Source organism: Brasilonema octagenarum UFV-OR1, assembly GCF_963888615.1.
Lineage (GTDB): Bacteria > Cyanobacteriota > Cyanobacteriia > Cyanobacteriales > Nostocaceae > Brasilonema > Brasilonema sennae.
In genome coordinates this window covers 30701-55577 of record NZ_CAWPKW010000231.1, presented here as the reverse complement: position 1 = coordinate 55577, position 24877 = coordinate 30701, and the positions used below count along the sequence as shown (strand labels likewise).

The window sequence follows — 24877 nt, the reverse complement described above, 5'->3', positions numbered from 1 at the left end:
AGGCATCTGGCGTAAGCGCAAAGCGCACGCTGCGCGAACGCCGTAAGGCGTGCGCTCTGCGCACACCCGAAGGGTAAACAAGGGGTGGACGAGTCCGTTTCCTGCCTGATAACTGATCACTGATAACTGTTAATTTAATACACACCAGTCCAAGAGCGAAAAAGAGGAATAATGTAAGAAATAGGTGCCACTTCTCCAACTTTCACGCGGACTTGCGTAGTTGTACCTGACGAGATTTGTAGTGCTGGTCCATTAGAAGAAGACCATTTGTAACCGCTGACAGTGTTTGGGTCTTTTTGTAGTTCGACGAAAACTTGCACACGAGCCGCGTTACTATTAGCAAGGCTTTTAGCTATGTCTTCATTGCCAACTTGCGCCACAATATCGCCAGTTGTCACAGGGAAAGGAGAAACTCTTGTTACCGTTCCAACAATTCCACCAAAGCGATCGCGCTTAACAACGCTAGGTGTAACCTGTACTGTCATACCTGGTTTTATTTGTTTGCCATCCTTATCAGCAAAGTAAACAAGACTTGTTAGTTTAGTTTTGGAGTCAAGAGCTTCGATAGTCCCAATACGAGTGCCAGAATTGACAATTTGACCAGCCAGAACCCCTACTTCTAAAACGCGACCATCATATTTACTAATAACTTGGCTTGATTGAGCTAATTGCAATTTTAACTGAGCAATCTTGCGTTTAACTTCCTGAATTTGATTTAATTGATTGATTGACTTTTCTACATCTTGTTGAACTAATTTAGTTTTTTGGGTTTCTATATCTTTAATTTTGGTTTTGATTTCATCAAGCTTATTCATATTTTGTAGATAATCGCGCTCTGCATTTGTTCTTTGAACTTCAAGATCTTGAATATTATTTTTGGTATCGTCAATTTTATTCAAGTTTTGTAGATATTCACGTTCACTAGTTGTTTTTTGAACATCAAGATCTTTAAGTTGTGTTGAAATCTCTGATATTTCCTTCTGAGCGTTTAATAATTCCTGTTGAGATTGCAGTAATGTATCTTGGCTAATAATCTTCTCTTGAAAAAGACTACGACGAGTTTCAACTCGTTGTTGCAAAGTTTGTAGCAATGCAGTGATTTGTTGCTTTTGCTGTTCAAGGCTTTTGCTTTTTTGTGCTAGTGCAGTGAGAGTTTGTTTGTACAGCACTGGTGCGACTTTTTCTCTGGACACACTTTGCTCAAGGCTTTCTCGTTTTTGCTTTAATGCTTCAAGGGTTTGTGAATGTAGCACTGGTGCGACTGATTCTCGACGCAAGGTTTGTTCAAAGTCTTTTTGCTGCTGTTGAAGCGTTCTTAGCGCCAGCACTGTTTGCTGCTTTTGCAGTCTATCGGTGTTTAGATTCTGCTCTAGAAGTTGGTTTAACTTTCCTTGTTCTTGTTGTAGTTGTTGCCTAATATTGGATTGGTCGATGATGGCGAGTACTTGACCTTGTCTAACCACATCTCCTGGCTTGATATTTAAAGCTAATAATTGACCAGCACTGAGTGTTTGAAATGGCACCACATGACGAGGTCGGCTCAACACGCCGGAACCTGTGACAGTGAGTGGAATTCGCCCGACTACACTCCAAATACCAGCTATAACGACCAAAAAGCCCATAGAAATCAAAGGTAACCAAACTTGCTGGCTTGTGACCTGCATCATCTGGTCAAGTTGTTCTGGTGATGACAGCTGTTCTAGCGCTTCTTCTCGGAAGAGTTTGCTTGTTTTATCTTGCATCTTATCTATTCTTATCAGGACTTACGCTACTGTCAGGTAATATACATAGTTTTCACGCATTGCACGAGTGTAGTCGTCAGCGCCCACATTCTTCACATACAGCTATTTTGGGACTTACGCACTCGCTACGAAAAAAAGCAGGATGGGAATTGCTTCCCTATGCTTAACGGCACGCTGCGCTAATAGTCGCTGTGGACAATAGTTACGTTGTTTGTGCGTAAGTCCTGTATATGTTTCCATTTTAACTCTACAACGAGTCGCACTTCTGGCAAAACTCAACTCCTTTGTAAGATAAGAAGCTGGCAACTAATTTCTACACTCGTTGTTTTAAGAGCTTGGTGACAACTGCAATTAATTGACTTGGCTCCACTGGTTTAGATATATGTGCATCGAACCCATTTGCCAGAGCCTTTTGGCAATCAGCTTCGCTAGCATACGCTGTGAGTGCGATTGCACTAATCTGTCCTCCTTGGTCTTGAGGTAATTTCCGGATTTGACGTATGAGCATATATCCGTCCATTTCTGGCATCCCAATATCGCTGATCAACAGAACTGGCTGCCATTGTTGTATAACTCGTAGCGCCTCTTCTGCTGATGATACTGCTATCACATCTGCCCCTTCCTGGTCCAACACAAAGGCAGTGAATTCCAATGAATCAGGTTCGTCGTCTACAACCATGACCCGTAAGCCAGTTAGAATTGAGGAATTCTCAGCACAGGAGAAATTTTTGCCTTGGTCTTTTTTGTCGCCGTAGTCCTTGGTTGTTTGAATCAGTGGTAGCTGCACTGTAAAAGTCGCCCCCTGTCCTTCCCCTAAACTATCCGCCATCACAGTACCGCCATGCATTTCTACGATATTACGGGCGATCGCCAGCCCCAATCCTAAGCCACCAAATTGGCGCGTGGTGGTGCTATCTGCTTGACGGAATGATTCAAACACGTAAGGCAGAAACTCTGGATTGATGCCCTTACCTGTATCACTCACTGTGATTTGAGCTATTGACGCAACTTCCTGCAAGCGAACTTCTACTCGACCGCCATTGGGAGTGAACTTGACAGCATTGGAGAGAAAATTCCAAAATACTTGTTGCAGCCGAGTCGCATCGCCTGAAACTTGCCACACACCAACTTCTAATATTGGTTGCAGTTCAATAGATTTTGCTTGTGCTGCCAAGCGGACAGTTTCTAAGGCGGAGGAAATCACAGTAGTTAAATCTATTGCAGAAACATTGAGTTTGAGTTTGCCTTGTAAAATCCGCGAAACATCCAGCAAATCTTCAATCAGTTGAGCTTGTGCTTGGGCATTGCGTTCGATAATTTCTAAAGCTTGCGTCGTCTTGTTTGCGTCAAGCTTGCGGGTTTTCAAGATTTTAGACCAGCCTAAGATTGGATTAAGCGGCGATCGCAACTCATGGGAGAGAACTGCCAAAAACTCATCTTTAACTCGATTTGCTCGTTCGGCTTCACTTCGGGCGACTTGTTCGAGTTGCAGGATGCGATCGCGCTCACTGGCTAAGCGGACGCGCTCACTTACGTCCATAATTAGAGATAGCACAGACACCAGATTACCCGATTCGTCTGTTAACGTTGAGTTGTACCACTCACAATAAACCACCGAGCCATCCTTAGCATAGTTGCGATTACAGCAAACAGTTTGCGCTTCATCACCACTGAGGATACGCCGGACAACATTACTCACGGCGGCTGCATCCTCCGGATAAATGAATTGCCATTCACTCATTTGCTTGCCCAATATTTCCTGGGCTGTCCAGCCGAAAATATTCTCTGCTGACTCGGACCAACGGATAATTCGCAAGTCGCTATCCCATTCAATCACCCCTAGGGGAGAATTTTCGACATGAAAGTTGAGCTTTTGCAAAGCATTTTGCAATGCTTCCTCTGCGTATTTGCGAGCAGTAATGTCTTGATCGGTGCCAACATAGCCGATGATTTCGCCTAACTGAGAACGGATAGCTGCTGCATTTGCCTGTACCCAATGCGTTCCGCCTTGAGGCGTTAAGAAGCGGAACTCCATTGAAAACTCACTTCCTTCTTGCGTGCAACGGTTCCACTCTGCCCAAACTTGCTCGCGATCATCAGGATGAACTGCCCTTGCCCAGCCATCACCCAAACTTTCTTGTAAACTTAAACCAGCAATTGCTTGCCATTGAGGGTTAGTATAAAGACAATGACCTGCCCCATCAGTTTGAAAAATCCCAATCGGAGCGAAGGCACTAAGCAAGCGAAATCGCTCCTCACTCTCGCGTAGGGCTTCTTGGGCTTGTTTGCGAGCGGTGATATCCAAGTCTATCCCTGTCATGCGGACTGGTCTGCCAGTTTGATCATAAAAGACCTGCCCTTGACTGACTGCCCAGCGAATTCTACCACTAGGACAGAAAAAGCGGAACTCAATGTCATACGGTTCTCTGTGTTCTACTGCACGGGCGATCGCTTTCTGTACTTGTGCTCGATCCTCTGGGTGCAGCAAGTTAAGAAAGGTTTCATAGCGACCATCAAACTCTCCCGCTTCCATTCCAAACAAGCGTTCGAGGCTAGCAGACCAAACAATTTGGTTGGTCAGGATATTCCAGTCCCAAATCCCCATCCTTGCTGCATCGAGTGCTAGCCGCAATCGCTCTTCACTTACTTGTAGCGCCTGCTGAGTCTGCTGACGCTCCAACAATTCCATTTGTGCTTGCTGATACAGCTGTGATTGTTGGATGGCAATCCCAACCTGAGTTGCCAATTGAGTCAGCAGGCTAATTTCCATTGCTTGCCACTGCCGAGGTGCTCTACACTCATGGGCAATCAACAGACCCCAGAGTTGAGGTGTAGAAGAGGCATGATCAATTTCTAATTCTTGAGTGTTATTTCCTACATTCAATAAAACTGGTACGACTAAGTTTGCTCGTACCTGAAACTGAGCGAGTAAGTTGACGTGACAGGGATCGATGTCGCCATTATGAATGTCTGTTCTTGCCGTGGCTTGCCCTTGTAGATAAGAACTGATGTCGCTTGTGGCAAGGCATGTATCATACATGCTAGTTGACAAGATTGGTGTCCAACCCGACTCTACTGACTCTACAACCACTTTACCGTTGCCGTCTGGTTGCAACTCGAACATAATCACCCGGTCTGTTTGTAAGAACTGCCGTACTAGCTCTACAGTGGTGTTGAGAATTGTGTCCAAGTCGAGGGATTGCCGAATTTGCCCAGCTATCTGTGTGACAATCCGCTCTGACTTTAGTTGTTGTTCCAGGGCTGCTTGGCTTTGTTGCAATTGCTGCTGTAATCGCGCATTCTTAATGGCGCTTTTGACTGCCAACCGTAATGCCTCTGAAGTTGTCTTACCCTTAATCAGATAGTCTTGAGCGCCACGTTTCATTGCTTGCACGGCAACGAATTCATCGCCTTGGCCTGTTAACATGACCACAGGTGGGTGATTCTTGCCAATCTGATCCTGCAACTGGCTCAAAAACTCTAATCCGTCTAAATCCGGCAACAAGAAATCGATCAAGATCACATCTGGTTGTTCTTGGAGACATAAACTCAACCCTGCCTCGCCAGTTTCTTGTTCCAAAATCCTGTATTGATACTCGACTTCTTGCAGCAAGTAGCGGCGATAGGCAAATCTGTCCTCTGCACTATCGTCGATAATTAAGATTTTCACTGGTTGTTGTGTATCCATCCACTGCTGCAAGAAGTAGGAGTTTCAATATTTTAGAAAAATTTCTCAAAAAATTCTTTAATTTTAGTTTGTTCGAGACCGCTTTCTCGATTTTTCGTCTTTGATGGATAGCTGTGCATACCTATCCATAAGCTTGTGGAAGCGTAGTGATCTCGAACCAATATTGGATAAATGTCTCGATCGTTTCCTTGAGCTTGCTAAGATCTATCGGCTTGACAATATAACCATTTACTCCATGCTCGTAACATACGTCAATATCTTTAGGATTAGAAGATGTTGTAAAAATAATGACGGGAATCATTTTAAGAGTTGCGTTTTGCTTGATCGCAATCAACACATCTCGTCCGTCCATACCTGGTAAATTCAGATCGAGCAGAATTATACCTGGACGCGATCGCGAGGTATGATTCGCGTACTCACCTACTTGAAACAGATACTCTAATGCATCTTCCCCATCTACGCAACGGTAGATGGGAGCATGAAGTGAGGATTTGCGGAGTATCCGTCTAAACGCTTCAAAATCCTCGTCACTGTCTTCAACTACTAATAAGCTATTGTTCTGCACTGGCTTCATAAAGTTGATTTGTTCGCGCTAAGGCAAAGTAGAAAGTACTGCCTTCTCCATAAGTTGACTCAACCCATATTCTACCGTTATGACGTTCAACTATCTTCTTTGCAATGGTTAATCCGGCCCCCGTACCACCCCCATACTGATTTTTGCCGTGCAGTCGTTTGAAAATACGGAAAATAGTTTCAAGATACTGTTTTTTAATTCCGATGCCATTGTCGCGCACATAGAATATGATCGCTATCTCTCCATCGTGAGAGTTTTGTGGTTGTAGGCAGTTTTTGGGCGTGTCAGCTTCATCTAAATAGCCAATTTCAATCCATTTTTCCGAACGGCTGTTGTACTTCATCGCATTGCTAATCAAGTTAGTGAAAACTTGAGCAAGTTGGATGCGATCGCACTTGAGTGTCGGTAAAGGGCGAGGAATGCGAAACTCCACGTCCTCTGATGTCATGCTCAGTTTGATCACTTGTATTGCGTGTTGCACCAGTTCGTTTGTGTCTGTCAGTTGCAAATTGAGTTCCATCCGTCCCAGGCGGGAGAAGTGCAGCAAAGACTCGATCAAGTCTTCCATGCGACTAGTTAAGCGCAACAACGTTTGTAACTTCTCCACCCCATCTTGATCGAGGATATCGGCGTAATCTTCGATCAAAAAACTGGCATAGTTATGAATTCCTCGTAGGGGTTCCTTCAAGTCGTGAGAGGCGATATAAGCAAAGGCATCTAGTTCTGTGTTGCTTCGTTCTAACTCCAAATTGAGTTTCGCCAATTCATCTGCTTTGCGCAAGACAATGCTGACAATTGCCCCCCGCAGTTCTAAAACTGCCTCAATCTCACAAGGCTTCCAAGATAAAGATCGTCCTTGGACTGTTTCTTGCCACAAAGCAAAGGATTTACGCGGCGATACTCGCACACTACTATCTTGCAGCACTTCCACAGGTTTGTTGGGATTCCCTCCCCAATTCACAGTTTGAACCACTTCCGGACGAAACCACAAAATGTAGTTGTGCTTGACTTTTGAAATGGCTAATGTTATCAATCCACTAGCAAGCTGTTTGAATTTTTCCGCTTGTGGAAAAATCTTGGGTAAAGTGTCTGTATATAAAAGGTTGTCGCCGTCAATCTTCGTTCCCACCCAAGCCAGCAACTTTTGCAACTCATCAGGTTCGGGAGTCTGACCGATGCGCGTCCAGTCGTCGTTCCAGCAAATCGCCACTCCCTGGGCGCTAACTATACCCAGCAAATCAGCTTCAGACTGGGTTAACCCTTCCAGTAAATTTTCATGTTGAGGAATCAATTCTATGAATCTAGCCAGAATCGATTTTAAATTCATCTTGAAATCAAAGTCGTCATTGGCTTGTTTTGCGACTAAATCCAAAGACATAACTTGACCAATAAATTCACAAGCTGTCCGCACTTCATAACTCAAGTATTTGGGCGATGTATGGTGACAAGCGATCAATCCCCAAAGTTGTTTGTTTTTGACCAAAGATATTGACATTGATGCACTTACACCCATATTGTGCAAGTACTCTACGTGGAGCGCCGACACGCTGCGTAAAACCGCTAGGCTTAAATCTGTGGGGCATTGGCTCACCGGATGCAGCGGTGGAACTAAGGTAGCAGGTTGATAATTGCTATCGGGAATCAAGCGCAACCTATTCAATAGGTAAAGTTGCTTTGCTTGTACAGGGATATCCGAGGCAGGATAACGTAAACCAAGATAGGGTGTCAACTCATCTTTTGCAACTTCGGCTATAACGTTACCTGCATCCTCTGCGTCAAATTGATAGACCATGACACGATCAAATCCCGTTAGCTGTTGCACCTGTTGCACTGCAACTCGACACATTTCCTCAGTTGTCGATGCTGCTTGAATTTTACTAATCGCGCCTTTTACCAAATGATAAAACCCGAAGAAACTCACATTTTCTTGGCTTTGACTCGGTTCTAGTTCTAAAATAAGTACGCCATCAAAGCGATGTACAATTCCATCGAAAATCAGGTTTTTGCCCTGTTGATCCAGAACAATTTTCAACGGATTAACACTTTCAAAATCCTTTGACAAACACTTTTCAATCGCGTCGAGTTGCTGCAAGTCAAGCAAGTCGTGCAATCGCGTATTTAGCAATTCCTCTGGTTCGCGTCCCAAAAGTTGAGCAGTGTTATTGCTGATCTGAATGATCCTTAGGTCTGGTTCTTGGAGAACGAACAGAAGACCATGAGGCTGGATGGAACCGGGGATGTGAATTGGTTCGCGCTCGCAATTGGTTAAGTCGAGCGTTTCTGGTGTAATCGTTTCGTTCTCGCTCATGCTTTAGGCAGCAAATTTTTGCTCTGCTCTCTAATTGTAGTGAAAATTCCAACAGAGTCAGCAGCGATTATGTATTGCTGGGCAATACCGCAAGTGCATGAGTTTGTTGTGCTAACACCTATAAAAAACACAAGGAAGAAGGAAAACTTTCCAAGCTTAAGTGACCTTTAGCAAACAAGTAGGGACATGCATATAATACAAGTCATGTCAATGCATAAGTCCTAAACTTTCTTGCGCTTATCGAGCAATTAATTTTTTGGGTCATTAATTTTTTGGTAGTTTTTGGGTTTTGCATCGCAAACTAGACACATCGGAGTCATTTTTATGGAATCAGATCAATACATTATCCTTCGTGACACCAGTCGTGTAGATTTAAGTGAGCCTTTTTCAGGACGCTCTTTCACTCTTGAAGCGAGTCGCACTGTGGAAGCACCCACTCCCCGCATTGACATTGAATCACTCGATACGCGAGATCTGTTCGATCTGCGGCGCGATCCTCAAGTTGTCAGTATTGCTCCACCTATGCCAGTTGCTCTGATTGAGCCAACTGCGAGTGAGGAAGCACAGACGCATGATCAGCTTGGAACAACAACGTGGGGAGTTAGTGTAACTGGTGCTGTCGATAGTCCTTTTACAGGTCAGGGCGTAACCGTAGCGGTTCTGGATACTGGCATCGACGCTAACCACGAAGCCTTTAAAGGAGTTCAACTGATAGAGCAAGATTTCACAGGTGAAGGCAACGGGGATAAGAACGGACATGGTACCCATTGTGCTGGTACCATTTTTGGTCAGGTCGTTAACGGATACCGCTTCAGCATGGCACCAGGCGTACAACGTGCACTGATTGGTAAAGTGCTGGATTCGCAAGGGCGTGGAGGAACTGAGCAAATTTATCGAGCTATTCTGTGGGGTTTAGATCAGGGGGCACATGTCATCTCCATGTCACTGGGTATGAATTTTCCAGCTCAGGTTGAAAATCTTATGAAGGAGAAAAATTTTCCAGCACCTCTTGCTACCTCTAAAGCGCTAGAGAATTACCGGGCAAATGTTCGCTTGTTTGATAAGCTAGCTGATCTAGTCAATGCTCGCAATGCACTATTTCAACAAGGTACTGTGATTGTTGCAGCCTCCGGGAACGATAGCAAGCGTAACATTGATCCGAACTACATATTATCCGTTGCCCCACCGGCGGCGGCGGATGGAATTATTTCGGTCGGAGCGCTTGAAACGCCAGGTGAACCGAATAACGCTTTGAAGGTTGCCTATTTTTCCAACACTGGTCCGAACGTTGCGGCTCCGGGTGTTAAGATTTACTCAGCTAAACCAGGAGGCGGCTATCGGTACCTTAACGGTACAAGCATGGCAACTCCTCACGTTGCAGGTATTGCAGCGCTCTGGGCTGAAAAACTGTTGAAACAGAATACCACTGTCAATCGGCTCGAACTCAGTTCTCGATTAATTGGTCAAGCCAAGAAAGACAGGTTAGCCGCTGGCTTCAATCCTCTGGATGTGGGTGCTGGCCTTGTACAGGCACCACTCAATTGAATAGGTTAAGTCAATCGCGCCCTCGTGCCTTTCTCGAACTATTAATGATCTATGTTTTGACTCTAAAAATGTCAGCTTTCTCTATAATTTAGAATCCGGAAAGAAACAATCAAAACACTGATCCACTCTCTATTTCCGCAACACGGAAAATTAGTTAAGGGTCTTGCTTTGATTGTCCGGGCATTCATCTCAACGCCTAAGCGGAACAGGAGGCGTGAAGCTTCTGCCCGAACTAGCTAAATGACCCTTCGGCTAGCCCCGATAGGCGTAGCCGTGCCGTTAGGCATAGGGGCCGCTACGCAAACGCTCACGGTTAACCAATGACTTCAATGGATAGACCAATTTTATACATAGCAATTACCAATCATGGCTTTGGTCATGCTACCCGCGCAGCAGCTGTCGCCGCAACAATTCAAAAGTTATGTCCAGAAATCCTGCTGATCATAGTGAGTACTGCACCACGATGGTTGCTAGAGTGCTACATAGAAGGCGATTTTATCCAGCGTCCCCGTGCGATGGATTTAGGTGTGGTGCAAGCAGATAGCTTAACAATGGATAAGACTGCAACTCTAGAAAAGTTACTTGAGATTAAGAAAAATCAAAATTCTATCATTGCTTCTGAAGTCAACTTTATCCGCCAAAATCGTGTTCATCTTATCTTGGCAGATGTCCCCTTCCTCGCTTGCGAAATTGCCAAAGCAGCTAAGATACCCTGTTGGATGATGAGTAACTTTGGCTTTGACTTTATCTATCGAGATTGGGGTAGTCGTTTTACAGACATTGCTGATTGGATAAGTGATTGTTACTCGAAGTGCGATCGCCTGTTTCGTCTTCCTTTCCACGAACCGATGCAAGCCTTCAACAATATCACAGACGTCGGCTTAACAGGCGGTTCTCCTCGTTATGCTCCTGAGGAAGTACGATCCACATGGGGAATCACAGCCCCAAAAGATAAAACTATCTTACTCACCTTTGGTGGATTGGGTTTGCAGGAAATTCCCTACGAGAACCTCAAGCAATTTCCTGATTGGCAGTTTATCACACTTGATAAATCTGCCCCAGATTTGCCAAACTTAGTGTCAGCTACTGACCAAAAATACCGCCCAGTTGATTTTATGCCTATTTGTGGGCGAGTTGTATCTAAACCTGGTTTCAGTACCTTTGCTGAAGCAACACGTTTGGACGTGCCGATTGTTTCAGTCACTCGTGACGAGTTTGCAGAAGCCGCTTTTTTATTGGAAGGTATTCGTAATTACAACCAACATCAAATCCTCAACCCATCTGAGTTTTTCCAAGGAACTTGGGATTTTCTCAACCAATCACCCAATCAACCGAAGCAATCTCAACTCATTGCTAAGGATGGAAATGAAACGATAGCTCATGCTGTTGTTGATTATTTACAAAGTTCTTAACGAGAAATTGTGATTCTTATCATATACGCATAAACAAAACTTTTTCTTAAGACTAATTTAGATGCGTTTACCCAATTTGGCGGGTTATTAAGAATAATCGCAGTAAGTATTATTCCGGAACCCGCCAAACGTTTAAGGTTTTCCGGTTAGGACTAACAAAAATGAGGGGCTAGTTGCAAAACATTTAGTTTGCTGGATTTATTGAGACAATGCGCACCCTGCTTTGTAAGTCTAGTGAACTGGCGAAAGTAGTTGGCTTTGTAAGTCTGGCGTTAAAGTCGTAGCGTCGCCCTACGTCGCGCCCCAACCTTTGCATATAGATCTGTAAGTTAATAGAACCATCGCTTGTGCGTAAGGCTTTCGATGGATTTTTTATGAGTTTGTTGAGTAGTCCCCTACCACCGAAAACAGCAGCTGCTACGTATTCAACACCTCTATTTAGGTGACGTTTGATGTTCGGTCTGCTTAAATACTTTTCGACGTACGTCATCTGTCTTTCTGGTGGTAACGAAAGTATCCGTCTAAGCGTCGTACCAAACTCTTGTGCGTCATCTGTGCCAAAACCTATCAAACCTCCGTACCCACACGAGTTAGTCCTGTGAAACTCTCTGGGGTTGAAACTAGTTTCAACAGCGATAACGTCCGCTATCCATGAGCCAGGAATACCGAGTTTGTTAGCGGTAGTGTTTATCGCTCGTCGGAAGGCAACGTTTTTATGAAGATACGCGTAGCCGTGTGTATTGTCTATGTTGTCTTCGGGGTAAGCGATGTTTGGAACGTACCCTTTTTTTGCAGGCACTTGAAAATTAAACCACTGTTGTGTTAAATCTGGATAACCCGATTGGTTCTGATTTCCAACATTGTCGTCAAGAATATATAAACGACTGCCCGCGTTTAGGGAGTTTTGAGCCATACTCATACTTCCCTGTGTTTTTACGTTGTCAGGGTAGTGTTGCCAATAATTTCTATTAGTGAGAACTTTTCGAGCAACACTACTAGTTGTGTTTAAGCCAGCTAAATACTCGCCAGGATCTACGGTGTCGTTTGCGAAGAAGGTGTTTGCTTTTGGTATTTTCGAGTCAAGATGCCCACCAATACTCAACGACGAGTCAAGGGTTCGCGCTGGTTGTTCTTGATTCTGGTTCAAAGGGCTTTGAATACTCAAAATCCGTTGCTGTCTGTTTTCGTTGACTTGGTTTGCTTGCTGCGTTAGGCTTTGTGTTTCTTGTTCCGCAGCTTTTAGTTTCAGGGGGAATGTTTTCTTTTGTTGCGCTTGAGGTCTGTTTAAGCGGTAGGGAGTGTATTTCTCTGCTATCGTGTTGATTCTCATCTCAAGAAGCGTCGCCTGTTCCTCGTACCTCAGAACTAACTGTTGTAAAGCCCCGGTGTACTGTTGCGCTTGCTCTTTGGTTAGACCTTGAGAGGGTATGTTGAACCCCTCAATGTTTAGCGCTTGTTGTACACTTTCGTCCTTTGAGTTTTGCACGAGCCATTCGACGCCATTGACGTTAATATCGGCGATATTTTGGCGAAGGCTGTTTAACTCTAGCTGTATCTGCTGTTGCTCTTTGATGTCGCCGGAATACTCGGAAGCAACACCAACTCCGTTTTTGATGAACTTCCAAGCAAAAGTGCCTGTGCTTTGATTAGAGAGGGTTTGTGTTTTTGCCTCGTTAACTAACTTGGCTTGTTGTATCTTAAGGATGTTGTCAGTAGGCTGTAAGTTGTGCTCTACAGGTTTTTGTGCTTCGTTAGCTGTGGAGTCTTGTAGTGTTGACGGGACTTGCAACCGTTTGTGCGCGATACGCTCGCTGTCTTGCCTCCGGCTTATCGCTTGTGCGTGGGCGCTAGTGGCTTGTTGTGGATCAATCGATTGACGTATCGCCGCGTTCGCCTGACTAAAGGTTTGTTGTGTGTTACCTAAAAGTTCCTGGTTTTGTTCTAGTCCATCAGCTAACGCCTGGTTAGCCACGTTAAACTTAGCTTGAATCTTATTCTGTAGGGTGTTGTTTTGCCCTAGTAATTCGAGTGGAGCCGCCATTACTTCTCTCCCTGTAATGAAAAGTAGTTGGTTGAAGTTAAACTGCCAGCTGGCGAGTAGGTAGAAAACAACGAAAAACGATTTGGTGATGCTTTGAAATACCTGCATTTGGCGGCTTACGCTTATTTTTGTGTAAATAAACTTTCGCGGAAATATTATCGGTAACTATTGTAAAGGATTATACGGCTTTTTCCTATACCAAGTAATTAACCGTGTCATTCTTGCCACCACTTCTTAAAGTCAATGCCCTGAGTCCTTACGGACACCCTCTTGTAACGAGCAGGGGGTAAGCTTGTTTTAGGTAAAATAGAGAATGACTAGGGAATGAATAATCATTAATGCAAAAATGACTGACTACCAAAAGCTACTGAGGATTTCTACGACGGGCAAATCTTTGCATAACATTACCCGAAAAATTGAAGATACAGTCGCTGAATCAGGAGTTGAAACAGGACTATGTGTTATATTTTTGCGCCACACTTCAGCCAGTTTGCTGATTCAAGAAAATGCTGACCCAGATGTGCTGGAAGATTTAGCTAATTTTATGGCAAAACTCGTACCAGAATCAGCCCAGTACATCCACGATACTGAAGGATCTGATGACATGCCAGCACATATCCGTACAGTTTTGACTCATACATCAGAAATGATTCCGATCAATAGAGGTCACTTAGTACTGGGAACTTGGCAAGGAATTTATATTTGGGAACATAGACAAAGAAATCACGCACGAGAACTGGTTATTCATATCTCTGGATCGTGAAAGCAACCTTGAATAGGGAACACAACGACCACGCTCAGTGCATCGCCGTTAACACTTCGACAAGCCACTTCGACTAGCAAGAGTGCTAGTCAGGGCGGCGCAGTCCATCGCTCTTAATAGGCTCGCCGTGAGCGTAGCCGAACCGGAACAGGGAATAAAAAAGATAAATTGTACCTAACTGAGCAAAAATCAGATAGGAATCCTATAGTTTAATACTAATGACTAATGACTAATGAAAATAGCTGATTTCATAACCTGGTTTGAAAAATGGGCAAATCCGGCTTGGCAAGAAAGCTGGGATAATTGTGGCTGGCAAATTGAGCCAGGAGTTTTGCAAGAAAGTGCACGTGTTTTGGTTTGTTTGACACCAACTTTGGCTGTGATGCAAGAAGCGATCGCCCTCCAAAATGCTGGTATCCCGGTGAATCTAATTTTTGCCCACCATCCTTTGATTTTTAGTCCCCCCAAGTCCTTACGTTGTGGCGACGCCATCGGCGAAATGGCACGGTTAGCGTTTACCTACAATATTGGTATTTACACTGCTCATACAAATTTCGACCAAGTAGATGATGGAACTGCTGACGTTTTGGCTCAAATTCTAGAACTTAAGGAAGTCTCTCCTGTTGTACCCACTCAAGCAGGATTAGGATACGGACGCGTTGGAAATTTAGATCAGTCTATAGCTTTAAAAGAGTTACTCACAATCATTCAAACCCGACTCGCACCTTCTCATCTGATTTCCTCTCCAGTGGTAGATTTAAAGCAGGCGATTTCCCGAGTTGCTGTTTTGGGTGGTTCAGGAGCCAGTTATCTTTCAGCGGTTGTAAAAACAGGTGCTCAAGCCTACTTGACTTCTGACTGTAAGTTCCATCAGTTTCAGGAAAGCCGTGATCGCGGTGTGATTTTGATTGACGCCGGACACTATGCTACAGAACGTCCAGCATGCGATCGCCTGGTGCAAAAGTTTCAAGATTTAAACCTAGATTCGGTACAGCTAAGTCAACAAGATGAGGATTTTAGATTGCTTTATTAATTATGATAAACAAAACTGATATAGCAAAAGTGTCAAAGCACTTAAGCGTAAATAAATCAAAGCCCCTTATTAAAACGAATAACCGACTACGCCCACGATCAACCACGTTCGGCTTTGCCGAAGGCACGCTCAGGCTGGAGAGTTATTTTTATGGATCTCCCCAAAGCTTGCTTTGTGTAGTAGAAGCTGATATTCACCAAAGAATGTAAACTTCAGGTGTTGTTGTTTAAAACCATCAAGGTTACAAGAGAATAAGCTAAGATCAACTACATAGGGGTAAAAGTAAAGCAAAGTCCCCAGACTTCCCAGCGATGTCAAGGACTATAAGCAGGCAATTCAAACAACCGCAACTAACGTTTGTTTTGGAGTATAAAATATTACATAATGCTTGTCACCACTCACCAATTCATCTTGTCTTTGCCAGGAAAAATCCCGAAATCTGTGACTTCTATGAAGTAAACATTTTTTGAATGACCCGACAAAAATGAAGTTTAGCTGGTGCAGTAACCGTGAACTTTTTAGTCCAAAAAGCTGACAAAGCAGACAAGGAAAAACGAATTCCTGGTTTGGGTCAAGAAAGATACCTTGGCTTGGTTCACTTAACGAACCATAAAGGGGTATTATATGCTGGGGGAAAAGCCCAGATGTTGTTGACAGATTTAACTAAGTATAAAAAGGCAGAAGCAGTAGATGCTACACCGCAAGATTTATCAATTGTGTTGCGACGGGCGGGAGGTCTGTGTGTTCTTGCGGGACCAGCAACGCTGGATCGAGCGTGCCCGCATCACCGATATAGAGGGAGATTTGGTCACCCTACGTTATGAAACAGAAGAAGAAGACGAAGTTTGTTCTTGGGAGGAAATGGTTCGCCTTGAAAGCATTGGCGCTGTAACGCAAAAATTAGCTTCAGTGCCACGCGGTAACGTAGAACCTCTTTTAACTGAAGACTGTCCAGAAGCTGAACGTATCCGTAATCGTTTTACTGATTCAAACCCAGAGTAATCAGTGCTGGGGGTTCAGTCCTTGAAGAGTCGAACCCCTTGCTCCTAGCAACACTTAAGTGCTGAGTAAAATTTAGGAAATTCGCATGCTAATAACTCAGCACTTATCTGTTGAAACTGACACACTCAGGACTCAAGACTCAGGACTCTTTTCGATGTTGCGTTCAAATGCAGGACAGTAACCTTCAAGAGTGACTTTGAAATTATACAGTGGAGACGCAGGATTCCAACACCTCTGTCCCCTTTGATGTCGGCAAGTACCGCAGCACTCAAGATCAGACCAGGTAAAGCGATCGCTATTTTGGTTCAGCAGTTCTCTTTGCGATAGTCCCCGTAAGACCAGATCTTCGCCTTGCCATCGGGCTTCAATTAAACCTGTATCCGCAAAGTGTCGCCACCGGGGGTCGGCAGTGATTGCATCGGGTAGAGTGATTGTGACTACAGTTCCTAATTCCGTCAGTTCACCTTCATAATTTGTTTCTGGGGCAGCTGGTTGTAAAAATGTTTCACCAATAGGCAGTTCCACAAGTGTGCCAGCTGCGGGAGAATGCAAATGGTAACGATTCTGTAACTCTTCTAGGCTTGTTAGGTCTGCTAAATAAGTAGGAGAACCGTGGACGAAGATGACGTGCTGCGGTCGCAAATTATGAATGAGTTTGGTTGTCCCTGGACCGTCACTATGTTGAGCAAGAAGATAGGTTTCGACGGTCATTAGGCGTGAGTATTGGTCGTGAATTTTTATATTGGTTTTTTCTGGAACAAGGGTGAGCCAATAGCCTGTGCCTTTTTGGCAGTATTCGCTTAAATCAGCCGTGGAGTCAGTAAGGATAATACAAGGGCTGCTAAGATCAGGGATCTGTTGTGGCTGCATCCGCCGTACACGTGGGCGTATCCGTTCATCCCAAAATAGGGGTTGATGGCGAGCAAAGTTTTGTACCGAAGGGGGAAGATGGGATAGCAATTCCAGGTAAGCGTCACATCCAACGGCGACACTACGATCAACCCAGATATCTAAATCTCTTCCTGTGAAATGGTGATGACTGCGTAAAAGCATCAGCAGTTCTTGACCGAGTCCCAAAGTTGGTGTCGGAAGTAGCACAGAACAACGCTCTGCGATCGCTCGGTTAATTCTCTCAGCAAGTTGATTTTCTTGAGTCCGGCGGTGGGGATGACGGGAAGTTCCATAGCTTCCTTCAATAATCAGCACATCCAACTCTATTCCCCGCAATTCTTCCAAACGTAAACCTTCTACAAGCCGCGAATTGGATAAAAAAAAGTCGCCCGTATACAGTAGCCTGTAAGAGCGCTCTTTTGTGGTATACGTGAGTAGAATTGCTACCGCCCCTGGTAGGTGACCTGCAGGAATTATTTCTGCTACCAGACCATCTTTGAATTCTACAGGCGATCGCAATGGCAACGCTTGACAAAATGATGGTACTTCCTGGGGAGCTTGCTCCTGCCAATTTAGAGACAGCAACTTGCTAGTCACTTCGCTGGCGTATATTGGTAACAGCGGAAATGCCTTATGCAGAGCTAACAATCCTCTAGCATGGTCTGGATGCGCATGACTCACCAGGACAAAATCTGCTGGTAACGGCGAACTTCCTCGAGGTGCCGATTTTTGAAATCTGTTCACTAGAGTTGAGATATCCGCCAAACCACAGTCAAGCAAAATGCGATGTGGTCCCATCCGTATTAATAGACAAACACCTTCATCATCGTGATGAACCCCAAAAGGCAAACATTCTAGTTCACTCGCCGTCTCCCCCGCATCAAATCTGAAGGATACTGACAGGCGATCGCTCATGCTCTTTTCCCCTCTAAGCTCATTTTTATGGACATTTGCCCAATGGGTAATAAAAATTCTTCTAAGTTACGGATTAGGGGCGGTGCTGATTGTTTTTTGTGGCTTCAGTGGGCTGAGCCATTCCCATGATAGTTATCCGAATCGTAGAATCCATTTTTCGTACCAAAGAACAAGCACGAAACTGTGAAGACAATTGTTAGTGCAGCTAAAACCAGCTTTACATCCATGTGTTTGTTGCCGTTTACGAAAGACTTTCTGATCTTAATAGAGTGATTTCTATATCTCAAGAAATCCCCAGAAAATCTTTATCTACTATTGTTTATGAAAATTATGGTATAAGTAAATATACTCTTTACAAATATTATTATAAGACTTGTGTGAGGCTGATTTTGGACTACGGCTAAAACTTATAACTCAAAACTTGAATTATAGTCTTCTCCGGTAATTTACCAGAGCTGACAGTAATCGTGTCACTACTGCTAGAACGTACTGTCATTGCGTTCATGAGTTTTAGGAAGTCATCCAAAGGTGAGATATCGCAGTTTGGAGCATCTGCTGCTTGTGTACGGTAATGGGTAGGAATCACTATTTTGGGATTGAGGGTTTGAATTGCAAGTCTGGCTTCTTCAGGATTATAAGCTTTTGCACCTCCTCCTACAGGCACTAATGCCACATCAGGACGCCCCATAAGGATTTTTTGTTCAATGGAAATGGGTGCTGCTGCTCCTCCTAAATGAAGGATATTAATTCCCGCTTGCTTCCAAAGCCAAGCCGTATTTACACCAAATTGCCTGCCACCTTTACGGTCATGGTTTATGGGGATTCCCTGCAACTTAATGTTATTAAAGTCGTAAACTCCCGCTTCATAGATAAGCTTTGGATTTCCAACAAGGTTTTCTACAGCACCTTCATCTAGCAATTGACTGCTAATCAGAGCTAAATCAGCCCCAACCTTTGGCGTACGATAACGAGCGGTACAGCCAACAGTCCGAAAGGGATTCGTGAGAATTCTGACTCCACCACCAGTAAATAGAAAGCAAGTATGACCGAGCCACTGAATTGATAATGAACCGCCAGATTGGGCATTAGCTTGAAGGGAGGAACCCAAGCTTGTAACTAATGTTGTCGCTAATCCGGCTCCTGCATAGCCCAATAACTGTCGTCGTTTCATGAATTCTTCTCTCTAGACCGCAATTGTTCTGTAAAAGTTTTGCAGTAGTTGCTTGCTTGAAGTTATCAGGACACTTTCATAGATGAACTGGACGCCGTCAATATGAAGATAGTTCCAGTGTCATACCTCCATAATTGCGCCATCCTCAACTCAAGCAGTGATTTCTAGCACATTTGGACAAGTGTCACGCGAAATCACTAAACTATGATACCTGGTTGCGGTCATCGGATTTCTATTTGGGTGAAAATTTCCACGTCTGTATGATACGCATAAAACTCTCGTAGTTACCGTCGATAACTATTATCAAAAGTTATTCTTCCTGGTTTATGGCAATTTGTGATAATTGTGAGTCATTCTCACGACTAAGATTTTCATCTTTAGTTTCAGTCATCTTGAAAAAAGACACTTCTGCCCAGCACTTAGAATGATACAGATGCCAACACTAAAGCTAACAGGGGAGGAAGTAAAAGTGTGCCAGCTACTATCACTGCTACCAAGGCAGAGACAAGCACAGCACCTGCTGCGCAGTCTTTAGCAATTTTTGCCAACTCATGGTAGGTCTGTTTAACTGTTAAGTCCACAATTGACTCGATCGCCGTATTCAGCAACTCCAACGCCAAAACTAAACCGCTTGTCAGTCCAATCACAGCGATTTCTACAGATTTAAGATGCAAGAAAATGCTCAAGGTAATTGCCAAAGCTCCAACACAAATGTGAATGCGAAAATTACGTTGTGTTTGAAAAGCGTAGCTAATTCCGCACCAAGCATACTTAAAACTGACAAATAAATTAGAGGCAACTTGCCACGATAATTGACGTTGGCTACTAACAACCGTTTCTAAGCAGTCCGGTACTGGCGGTAGCGAAGCTTTTGGTGGAGATGAGACTTGTTGAGACATAAGTGTAAAGACCAAACAGCAGAGTAGGTGGGGAACAGACAGCAGATGTTAGGAGAATAGTGCACTTATTAGCAATATGTAACAGAAAAATATCAAATATTAAATACAGAATAACACTTAGATTCTAATGGTAAGTCATTGCTATTCAAAGTCAGTGTCAATACCTATCGCCTTCAGTAATATGACTTGTTGCTTAAGCATTTGGCTCAAACTTTCATCATCAGGATGATCCCAACCCAAAAGATGCAATAACCCATGAGCTGCTAACCAAGCTAGCTCTGTTGGCAAAGGATGTTCTTGCTGTTGAGCTTGCTGTTGAGCAGTTTCGACAGAAATTACAATATCACCGAGATATAACGGTTCCTCGGCGTCTATTTCTGTCACATCAGGGGCATCTACCTCTAATGCAGCAAAAGATAAAACGTCTGTCGGTTTATTTTGATGACGATACTGCTGGTTGAGTGTCAGAATTTCACTGTTGTTTGTTAAACGTAGTCCAACTTCATAAGCAGGTGCTGGAGAAATACTTGGCTGTAGTATTTCTAACCAGCACTCAAACCAGTCTTCCCAAGTTTCAACAGTAATATGCGCATCCTTTTCTCCAGAGTGCAGAGCTTCTGGCTTGGATGATTCATGATAGTAATCCTGCACATACACTTCAACTTGCACCAGCTACAAAGTCTCCTTTACGTATTTTTTTCTACTTTAACGAGTTAAGTAAGCCAGACCTACAAGTACTGCTAAAAGACCTACTATCGTTAATACAAAATGCTTCAAAGAGGTCAGACGCTTTTGCACCATGTTTCGCATGGCGAGTTTGACGTAGGAAGGTTGAGGTTCTGCAGAACGAGAGTCACTCATAATGATGATTTGTTAACAAACTCTTCTCATAATGTAACAGTTCTTATAGCACCAAGTTGCCATTGTGTCCCCTTTGGAAAGGAGGGAAGGAGGGAGGGAAACACCGAACAAAGGATTTCTTCCCACACTCCCAGACTTTCGCGGATTTTAGTTATGCAGAAGCTTCTACCAACTGGTTCTCTTGCCGTAAATAGGCTTGGATGAACATATCGATTTCACCGTTCATTACATCCGCGATCGCAGTTGTTTCCTCCGCAGTCCGCAAATCCTTCACCATCTGGTAAGGATGAAAAACGTAGTTCCGGATTTGGTTACCCCAAGAGGCTTCTACCATATCGCCCCGGATTTCGGCGACTTCTTTGGCGTGTTGCTCTTGAGCAATAACCAGCAGTTTTGCCTTCAAGCGGGCGAGGGCTTTTTCTTTATTTTGTAATTGGCTGCGCTCTTCCGTACAACGCACCGCTATTCCAGTCGGAATGTGAACAACCCGGACTGCGGTTTCTACTTTGTTAACGTTTTGCCCACCCTTACCCCCAGAGCGAGTTGTGGTCACTTCCAAATCTTTCTCTGGGATTTCTAGCTGTATATTGTTATCTATCTCGGGCATCACTTCCACGCCAGCAAAGCTTGTTTGCCGCTTACCGTTGGCGTTGAAGGGTGAAATCCGCACTAGACGATGTGTGCCTGTTTCTGAACGCAGGTAACCATAGGCATAGCGCCCAGTAATTTCTACAGTCGCAGATTTGATCCCCGCTTCATCACCTTCGGAAAGTTCGCTTAAACTGACTTTATAGCCATACTTTTCTCCCCAACGAGTGTACATTCGCAGCAACATATCTGCCCAGTCTTGAGCATCGGTACCACCAGCCCCTGCGTTGATTGTGAGTACAGCGCCCTTTTGATCATAAGGACCAGAAAGCAACTGGAGTAACTCCCATTGGTCTAGTTCGCGCTTGAGCTTATCAACATTAGACTCAGCTTCTTGCAAAAGCCCTTCATCTGTGTCTAACTCCAACAGTTCTAAAACTGCTTTAGTGTCTTCCAAACTCGCTTGCCACTGGTGATACTGTTGCAAATGTGCTTTAACATCGTTGAGTTCTTGCAGTGTTTTTTGTGCCTGCGTTTGGTCATTCCACAACTCTGGTTGAGCTGCTATTTGTTCTAAATCTTGAATTTTGGCAGAAAGTGCGGGTATGTCAAAGATAGTCCTGGGTTTTACCCAGGCGATCAGACAACGTTTCGATTTCGCGTTTGAGTTCTAAGACTTCCATACTACCTAATTGATAATAATCGGTTTGAAGGTGCAATTGCATCCCGGCGGCTGCTTTGCACTATTGCTCTCTATTTTATTTGTTTTTACTTTAGCAAATATAGACCTGTGCGGCATTTGTAGCGTAACAAATTTTACATTAATTTTACTGATTCTTGACAACCTTGACCGAAGTAAACAATGGGCTGCGCCCTTGGACTCTACACAACTGAGTAGTCATAATGATGAATTATGAACTAGCACTATGCAGGAGACTTTGGGTTGTACCAGATCTGGGGGCGTAGAAATTTTGTCGGGTGGGTAATATTTTGTTATACCCACCTGATGAAAAACCTTTAGCCGACGGTAACTTGATTGCTGTCAACCGCAGTCGCACCATTAACGGAACGGGCGACAGAAACCATCTTGTTGAGAATGTCTTGGCTGGGAACTTTGCCTTTGAGCACTACAGTGCCACCTGTTTGAGCTACCCACAGAGTTTCTATATCATCTAATTGTTGGTCTTGGTCAAATGCAAGTGCCACGCGCTTTGCCAAACCGCTCTGGTCATATTCTCCATTCAATCCTACGCGTTCTGGGGGAACTTGTTGAACTGTCGCAGCAGGAGCAGCAGTTTGCTGCGCTTGTTCTACAGGTTGTGGTTCTGGATTGACTTGTGCTTCTTGAGGTTTCTCCATTCCAAAAAGTCTTTTTAACCAGCCCATAATACTATTGCCTCCTCTCAGGGTTTCATTACATTTGAATATAGAAGGCTGGATAAATGGCGACATCTGCCTGGAAAAATATATGCTGTATTATTAATTACTGCTTTGGGGGTAAATTTATAATCTCTCTGTCGGAGGGTTTGTTTAATGAACCGCACCAGGCGCAGAGAAGCCAGTGCGTTACGCTGGTAGTCTCACCTCACCCCGCCCTGACGGGCACCCCTCTCCTTATTAAGGAGAGGGGAATTTACTGGTTAGTACGAATAAAAATTGTAGTGGTTTTATGTTTTTTGCGCTGACTGCTGAGTGGCGATAAGCCGGAGGCTTGACGCTCCGCGTATCGCACTTCTCACCAATCCACTTCTCACCGACGCACTTCTAATGCACAGTTTAGAATAAGTGACAAGTGTTAAGTGATACCGAATATGAAAAATGATAAATATTGATTCCGTAATGAGTGCGATTAAACCTTTTGCCGGTTCTGTTGGAAAGCAAGTCATCAAAAACGCTCAGCGTAATGAAGCTGTGATCCAAGTTTTAAAAAGTTTGAAACTTGATCCAACACAACCCCCTAAAGATGTTGATGGTGTTTATGCTTACGCTTTAGTAGAGTATGGGGTGTATAAGCCAGAGCCAATTCTGAAGCTTTTTAGAGAAAAAGAGATTAAAAATGCTTTTTGGCAAGCTTATACTTCAAGGAATCCATTAGGTTTTTTAAAGGAAGTCAGAAAATTTCTGAATTGGAACACTTTAGGGAATGAGATACGAGAAGCGGGAATTGAAATACAGACTGAGTTAGAAGAGTTTGGCAGAGTTTTTATCGAAGTTGCACAACGTACGAGATCATCTGAATTTCAGCCTTACCCAGACTGGAATATGGATGAGTATCCAGAGGAGTTTAAATCATTAATAAAAGAAAAAAATCGGTTTTTTTGTGGTCGTGAATTTGTTTTTGATGCTTTTGCTCAATTCTTGAAAGACAACCCTAACGGTTACTTTACAGTTATAGCGGATCCGGGAAGCGGGAAAAGCACTATTGCTGCTAAATACGTTTTTGACCACAAGTCTCCTTGCTATTTTAATATTCGCGCTGAAGGTCGAAATCGACCTGAACAGTTTTTAGAAAGTATTCGTCAACAACTGATTAAGCGTTACCAGTTGCAGAATTCGGAGAAAGCTGATTTGCCAACTTTACTGGAAAAAGTGAGTAAAAAACTTCTCTCTAACGAACGTCTGGTGATTGTGGTTGATGCGCTTGATGAAGTGGAGCAAGAACCAGGGGAGAATCTTTTATATTTACCTACGGCGCTTCCAGAACAAGTTTATTTCCTGCTCACGAGACGACACTATACTAAAGAGACAAAGCGGTTATCTGTTTCTCCTGGTGTTCCGATGCAGGAGTTGGATTTAAGGGCAAATGAGTATAAAGATTTGAGCCATGATGATGTGAAAGAGTATATTCAGTTATTTCTTAATGAAGACTATGATTTGAAAAAGTGGATACGCGATCGCAATATCAATGATCCAACGTTTATTGAGCAGGTAGCACAAAAAAGCGAAAATAATTTTATGTACCTGCGGTATATTTTACCAGGAATTGCTCGCGGTTTTTATAATGACCTAACCTTAAATCAATTGCCCGATGGTCTTGAAGACTGTTATCAACAAGATTGGGTACAAATGGGGATGAATACAGCACCCAAGGAATTAAGGGTGATTATCCTGTTTATTTTAGCGGAGATTGGTACACCGATTCCCTTAGAGATGATAGCGGATATTGCAGAGCAAGATATCTATGAGGTAGAAGAGGTTTTGAAGGAATTGATTGAGTTTTTAAAGCCGCAAGAAATTGACGAGGAAATTTGCTATAGCATTTATCATGCTAGTTTTCTAGATTTTTTGAAGAAAAAACGGGTTTTGGATTCAAAGCGGAAGCTATTTAAGGAAGTTAATCAACGTATTGTTGATTACTGGGAAAGGCAGATGGCTTGAGAAAACAAGATTTACCTCGTTCCCAGTCTCAGACTGGGAATGCCTATTGCGAGGCTCTGCCTCCCT

Annotated in this window: 20 protein-coding genes and 1 pseudogene; 7 read left to right on the top strand and 14 right to left on the bottom strand. The window is 43.7% G+C overall.

Annotated elements, in window-relative coordinates:
• Positions 1-134 precede the first annotated feature (134 nt).
• From AC5590_RS18730 to AC5590_RS18715, 4 genes are all read right to left on the bottom strand, one after another.
• Positions 135-1742, bottom strand: coding sequence for an NHLP bacteriocin system secretion protein (locus AC5590_RS18730; RefSeq protein WP_169265004.1), 1608 nt, complete (start codon positions 1740-1742; stop codon positions 135-137).
• A 313-nt stretch (positions 1743-2055) separates the two neighbouring features.
• On the bottom strand, positions 2056-5430 hold the full coding sequence (locus AC5590_RS18725; RefSeq protein ID WP_169265003.1) for a PAS domain-containing protein: 3375 nt from the start codon (positions 5428-5430) through the stop codon (positions 2056-2058).
• 121 nt (positions 5431-5551) lie between these two features.
• Positions 5552-6004, bottom strand: a complete 453-nt coding sequence (locus AC5590_RS18720; protein ID WP_169265002.1) for a response regulator — start codon at positions 6002-6004, stop codon at positions 5552-5554.
• The gene (locus AC5590_RS18715) at positions 5982-8312 is read right to left on the bottom strand and encodes an ATP-binding protein (protein ID WP_169265001.1); all 2331 of its coding nucleotides are present in this window, start codon (positions 8310-8312) and stop codon (positions 5982-5984) included. Before AC5590_RS18715 ends, AC5590_RS18720 begins: the two co-directional genes overlap by 23 nt.
• Before the next feature lie 324 nt (positions 8313-8636).
• On the opposite strand from AC5590_RS18715, the gene AC5590_RS18710 reads away from it, so the two are divergent.
• Entirely contained in the window at positions 8637-9857 is a 1221-nt protein-coding gene (locus AC5590_RS18710; protein ID WP_211178426.1) for a S8 family peptidase, read from the top strand.
• A 329-nt stretch (positions 9858-10186) separates the two neighbouring features.
• Positions 10187-11269, top strand: coding sequence for a glycosyl transferase (locus AC5590_RS18705; RefSeq protein ID WP_169265009.1), 1083 nt, complete (start codon positions 10187-10189; stop codon positions 11267-11269).
• A 184-nt stretch (positions 11270-11453) separates the two neighbouring features.
• On the opposite strand, the gene AC5590_RS18700 is transcribed toward AC5590_RS18705, so the two are convergent.
• Complete coding sequence (locus AC5590_RS18700) at positions 11454-13310, bottom strand: hypothetical protein (RefSeq protein WP_169265000.1); 1857 nt, start codon at positions 13308-13310, stop codon at positions 11454-11456.
• Positions 13311-13656: 346 nt separating this feature from the next.
• On the opposite strand from AC5590_RS18700, the gene AC5590_RS18695 reads away from it, so the two are divergent.
• The 4 genes from AC5590_RS18695 (at position 13657) to AC5590_RS18680 (ending at position 16108) form a co-directional block, all read left to right on the top strand.
• Positions 13657-14073 (top strand): secondary thiamine-phosphate synthase enzyme YjbQ, encoded by a 417-nt coding sequence (locus AC5590_RS18695; RefSeq protein ID WP_169264999.1) that lies wholly within the window; start codon positions 13657-13659, stop codon positions 14071-14073.
• 232 nt (positions 14074-14305) lie between these two features.
• Positions 14306-15106, top strand: a complete 801-nt coding sequence (locus AC5590_RS18690; protein ID WP_169264998.1) for a Nif3-like dinuclear metal center hexameric protein — start codon at positions 14306-14308, stop codon at positions 15104-15106.
• A gap of 509 nt (positions 15107-15615) precedes the next feature.
• Positions 15616-15930 (top strand): hypothetical protein, encoded by a 315-nt coding sequence (locus AC5590_RS18685; protein ID WP_246163502.1) that lies wholly within the window; start codon positions 15616-15618, stop codon positions 15928-15930.
• Positions 15848-16108, top strand: coding sequence for a DUF6679 family protein (locus tag AC5590_RS18680; protein WP_246163144.1), 261 nt, complete (start codon positions 15848-15850; stop codon positions 16106-16108). The genes AC5590_RS18685 and AC5590_RS18680 overlap by 83 nt, the downstream gene beginning before the upstream one ends.
• Positions 16109-16240: 132 nt before the next feature.
• Here AC5590_RS18680 and AC5590_RS18675 read toward each other — a convergent pair whose 3' ends face one another.
• The 9 genes and pseudogenes from AC5590_RS18675 to AC5590_RS18635 all read right to left on the bottom strand — a co-directional run bounded on the left by AC5590_RS18675 (position 16241) and on the right by AC5590_RS18635 (position 22819).
• Positions 16241-17914, bottom strand: a complete 1674-nt coding sequence (locus AC5590_RS18675; protein ID WP_169264996.1) for an MBL fold metallo-hydrolase — start codon at positions 17912-17914, stop codon at positions 16241-16243.
• A gap of 104 nt (positions 17915-18018) precedes the next feature.
• On the bottom strand, positions 18019-18141 hold the full coding sequence (locus tag AC5590_RS18670; RefSeq protein ID WP_495834563.1) for a DUF8629 family protein: 123 nt from the start codon (positions 18139-18141) through the stop codon (positions 18019-18021).
• Between the two features lie 173 nt (positions 18142-18314).
• Positions 18315-19085, bottom strand: a complete 771-nt coding sequence (locus tag AC5590_RS18665; RefSeq protein WP_169264995.1) for an MBL fold metallo-hydrolase — start codon at positions 19083-19085, stop codon at positions 18315-18317.
• Between the two features lie 12 nt (positions 19086-19097).
• Positions 19098-19316 (bottom strand): annotated as a pseudogene (locus AC5590_RS18660) (glutamine amidotransferase-related protein); the annotation flags it as partial.
• 188 nt (positions 19317-19504) lie between these two features.
• Positions 19505-19984: a diacylglycerol kinase family protein gene (locus AC5590_RS18655; RefSeq protein ID WP_169264994.1), complete on the bottom strand. Its 480-nt coding sequence runs from the start codon at positions 19982-19984 to the stop codon at positions 19505-19507.
• Between the two features lie 141 nt (positions 19985-20125).
• Positions 20126-20653: an rRNA maturation RNase YbeY gene (ybeY, locus tag AC5590_RS18650; RefSeq protein ID WP_169264993.1), complete on the bottom strand. Its 528-nt coding sequence runs from the start codon at positions 20651-20653 to the stop codon at positions 20126-20128.
• Positions 20654-20689: 36 nt separating this feature from the next.
• The gene (locus AC5590_RS18645; protein WP_169264992.1) at positions 20690-20845 is read right to left on the bottom strand and encodes a DUF3285 domain-containing protein; all 156 of its coding nucleotides are present in this window, start codon (positions 20843-20845) and stop codon (positions 20690-20692) included.
• Positions 20846-20996: 151 nt separating this feature from the next.
• Positions 20997-22116 (bottom strand): peptide chain release factor 2 gene (gene prfB / locus AC5590_RS18640; protein WP_169265008.1). Its coding sequence is split into 2 segments (ribosomal slippage): positions 20997-22043 and positions 22045-22116, totalling 1119 coding nucleotides; the frame shifts between segments, so codons are not numbered across the junction.
• Positions 22117-22450: 334 nt separating this feature from the next.
• The gene (locus AC5590_RS18635) at positions 22451-22819 is read right to left on the bottom strand and encodes a BON domain-containing protein (RefSeq protein ID WP_169264991.1); all 369 of its coding nucleotides are present in this window, start codon (positions 22817-22819) and stop codon (positions 22451-22453) included.
• 432 nt (positions 22820-23251) lie between these two features.
• Here AC5590_RS18635 and AC5590_RS18630 point away from each other — a divergent pair, with 432 nt between their 5' ends.
• Positions 23252-24811 carry a P-loop domain-containing protein gene (locus AC5590_RS18630; RefSeq protein WP_169264990.1) on the top strand — a complete coding sequence of 520 codons (1560 nt, stop codon included), beginning with the start codon at positions 23252-23254 and terminating at the stop codon, positions 24809-24811.
• Positions 24812-24877 lie beyond the last annotated feature (66 nt).

What these genes read in the sequence shown, in the direction of transcription:
- AC5590_RS18720 (WP_169265002.1), bottom strand. Translation starts at nt 6,004, where the DNA reads ATGAAGCCAGTGCAGAACAATAGCTTATTAGTAGTTGAAGACAGTGAC.
- AC5590_RS18675 (WP_169264996.1), bottom strand. Translation starts at nt 17,914, where the DNA reads ATGAGCGATCGCCTGTCAGTATCCTTCAGATTTGATGCGGGGGAGACG.
- AC5590_RS18700 (WP_169265000.1), bottom strand. Translation starts at nt 13,310, where the DNA reads ATGGCGGCTCCACTCGAATTACTAGGGCAAAACAACACCCTACAGAAT.
- AC5590_RS18690 (WP_169264998.1), top strand. Translation starts at nt 14,306, where the DNA reads ATGAAAATAGCTGATTTCATAACCTGGTTTGAAAAATGGGCAAATCCG.
- AC5590_RS18710 (WP_211178426.1), top strand. Translation starts at nt 8,637, where the DNA reads ATGGAATCAGATCAATACATTATCCTTCGTGACACCAGTCGTGTAGAT.
- AC5590_RS18695 (WP_169264999.1), top strand. Translation starts at nt 13,657, where the DNA reads ATGACTGACTACCAAAAGCTACTGAGGATTTCTACGACGGGCAAATCT.
- AC5590_RS18655 (WP_169264994.1), bottom strand. Translation starts at nt 19,984, where the DNA reads ATGTCTCAACAAGTCTCATCTCCACCAAAAGCTTCGCTACCGCCAGTA.
- AC5590_RS18730 (WP_169265004.1), bottom strand. Translation starts at nt 1,742, where the DNA reads ATGCAAGATAAAACAAGCAAACTCTTCCGAGAAGAAGCGCTAGAACAG.
- AC5590_RS18665 (WP_169264995.1), bottom strand. Translation starts at nt 19,085, where the DNA reads ATGAAACGACGACAGTTATTGGGCTATGCAGGAGCCGGATTAGCGACA.
- AC5590_RS18630 (WP_169264990.1), top strand. Translation starts at nt 23,252, where the DNA reads ATGATAAATATTGATTCCGTAATGAGTGCGATTAAACCTTTTGCCGGT.
- AC5590_RS18705 (WP_169265009.1), top strand. Translation starts at nt 10,187, where the DNA reads ATGGATAGACCAATTTTATACATAGCAATTACCAATCATGGCTTTGGT.
- AC5590_RS18670 (WP_495834563.1), bottom strand. Translation starts at nt 18,141, where the DNA reads ATGGATGTAAAGCTGGTTTTAGCTGCACTAACAATTGTCTTCACAGTT.
- AC5590_RS18715 (WP_169265001.1), bottom strand. Translation starts at nt 8,312, where the DNA reads ATGAGCGAGAACGAAACGATTACACCAGAAACGCTCGACTTAACCAAT.
- AC5590_RS18635 (WP_169264991.1), bottom strand. Translation starts at nt 22,819, where the DNA reads ATGGGCTGGTTAAAAAGACTTTTTGGAATGGAGAAACCTCAAGAAGCA.
- AC5590_RS18725 (WP_169265003.1), bottom strand. Translation starts at nt 5,430, where the DNA reads ATGGATACACAACAACCAGTGAAAATCTTAATTATCGACGATAGTGCA.
- AC5590_RS18645 (WP_169264992.1), bottom strand. Translation starts at nt 20,845, where the DNA reads ATGAGTGACTCTCGTTCTGCAGAACCTCAACCTTCCTACGTCAAACTC.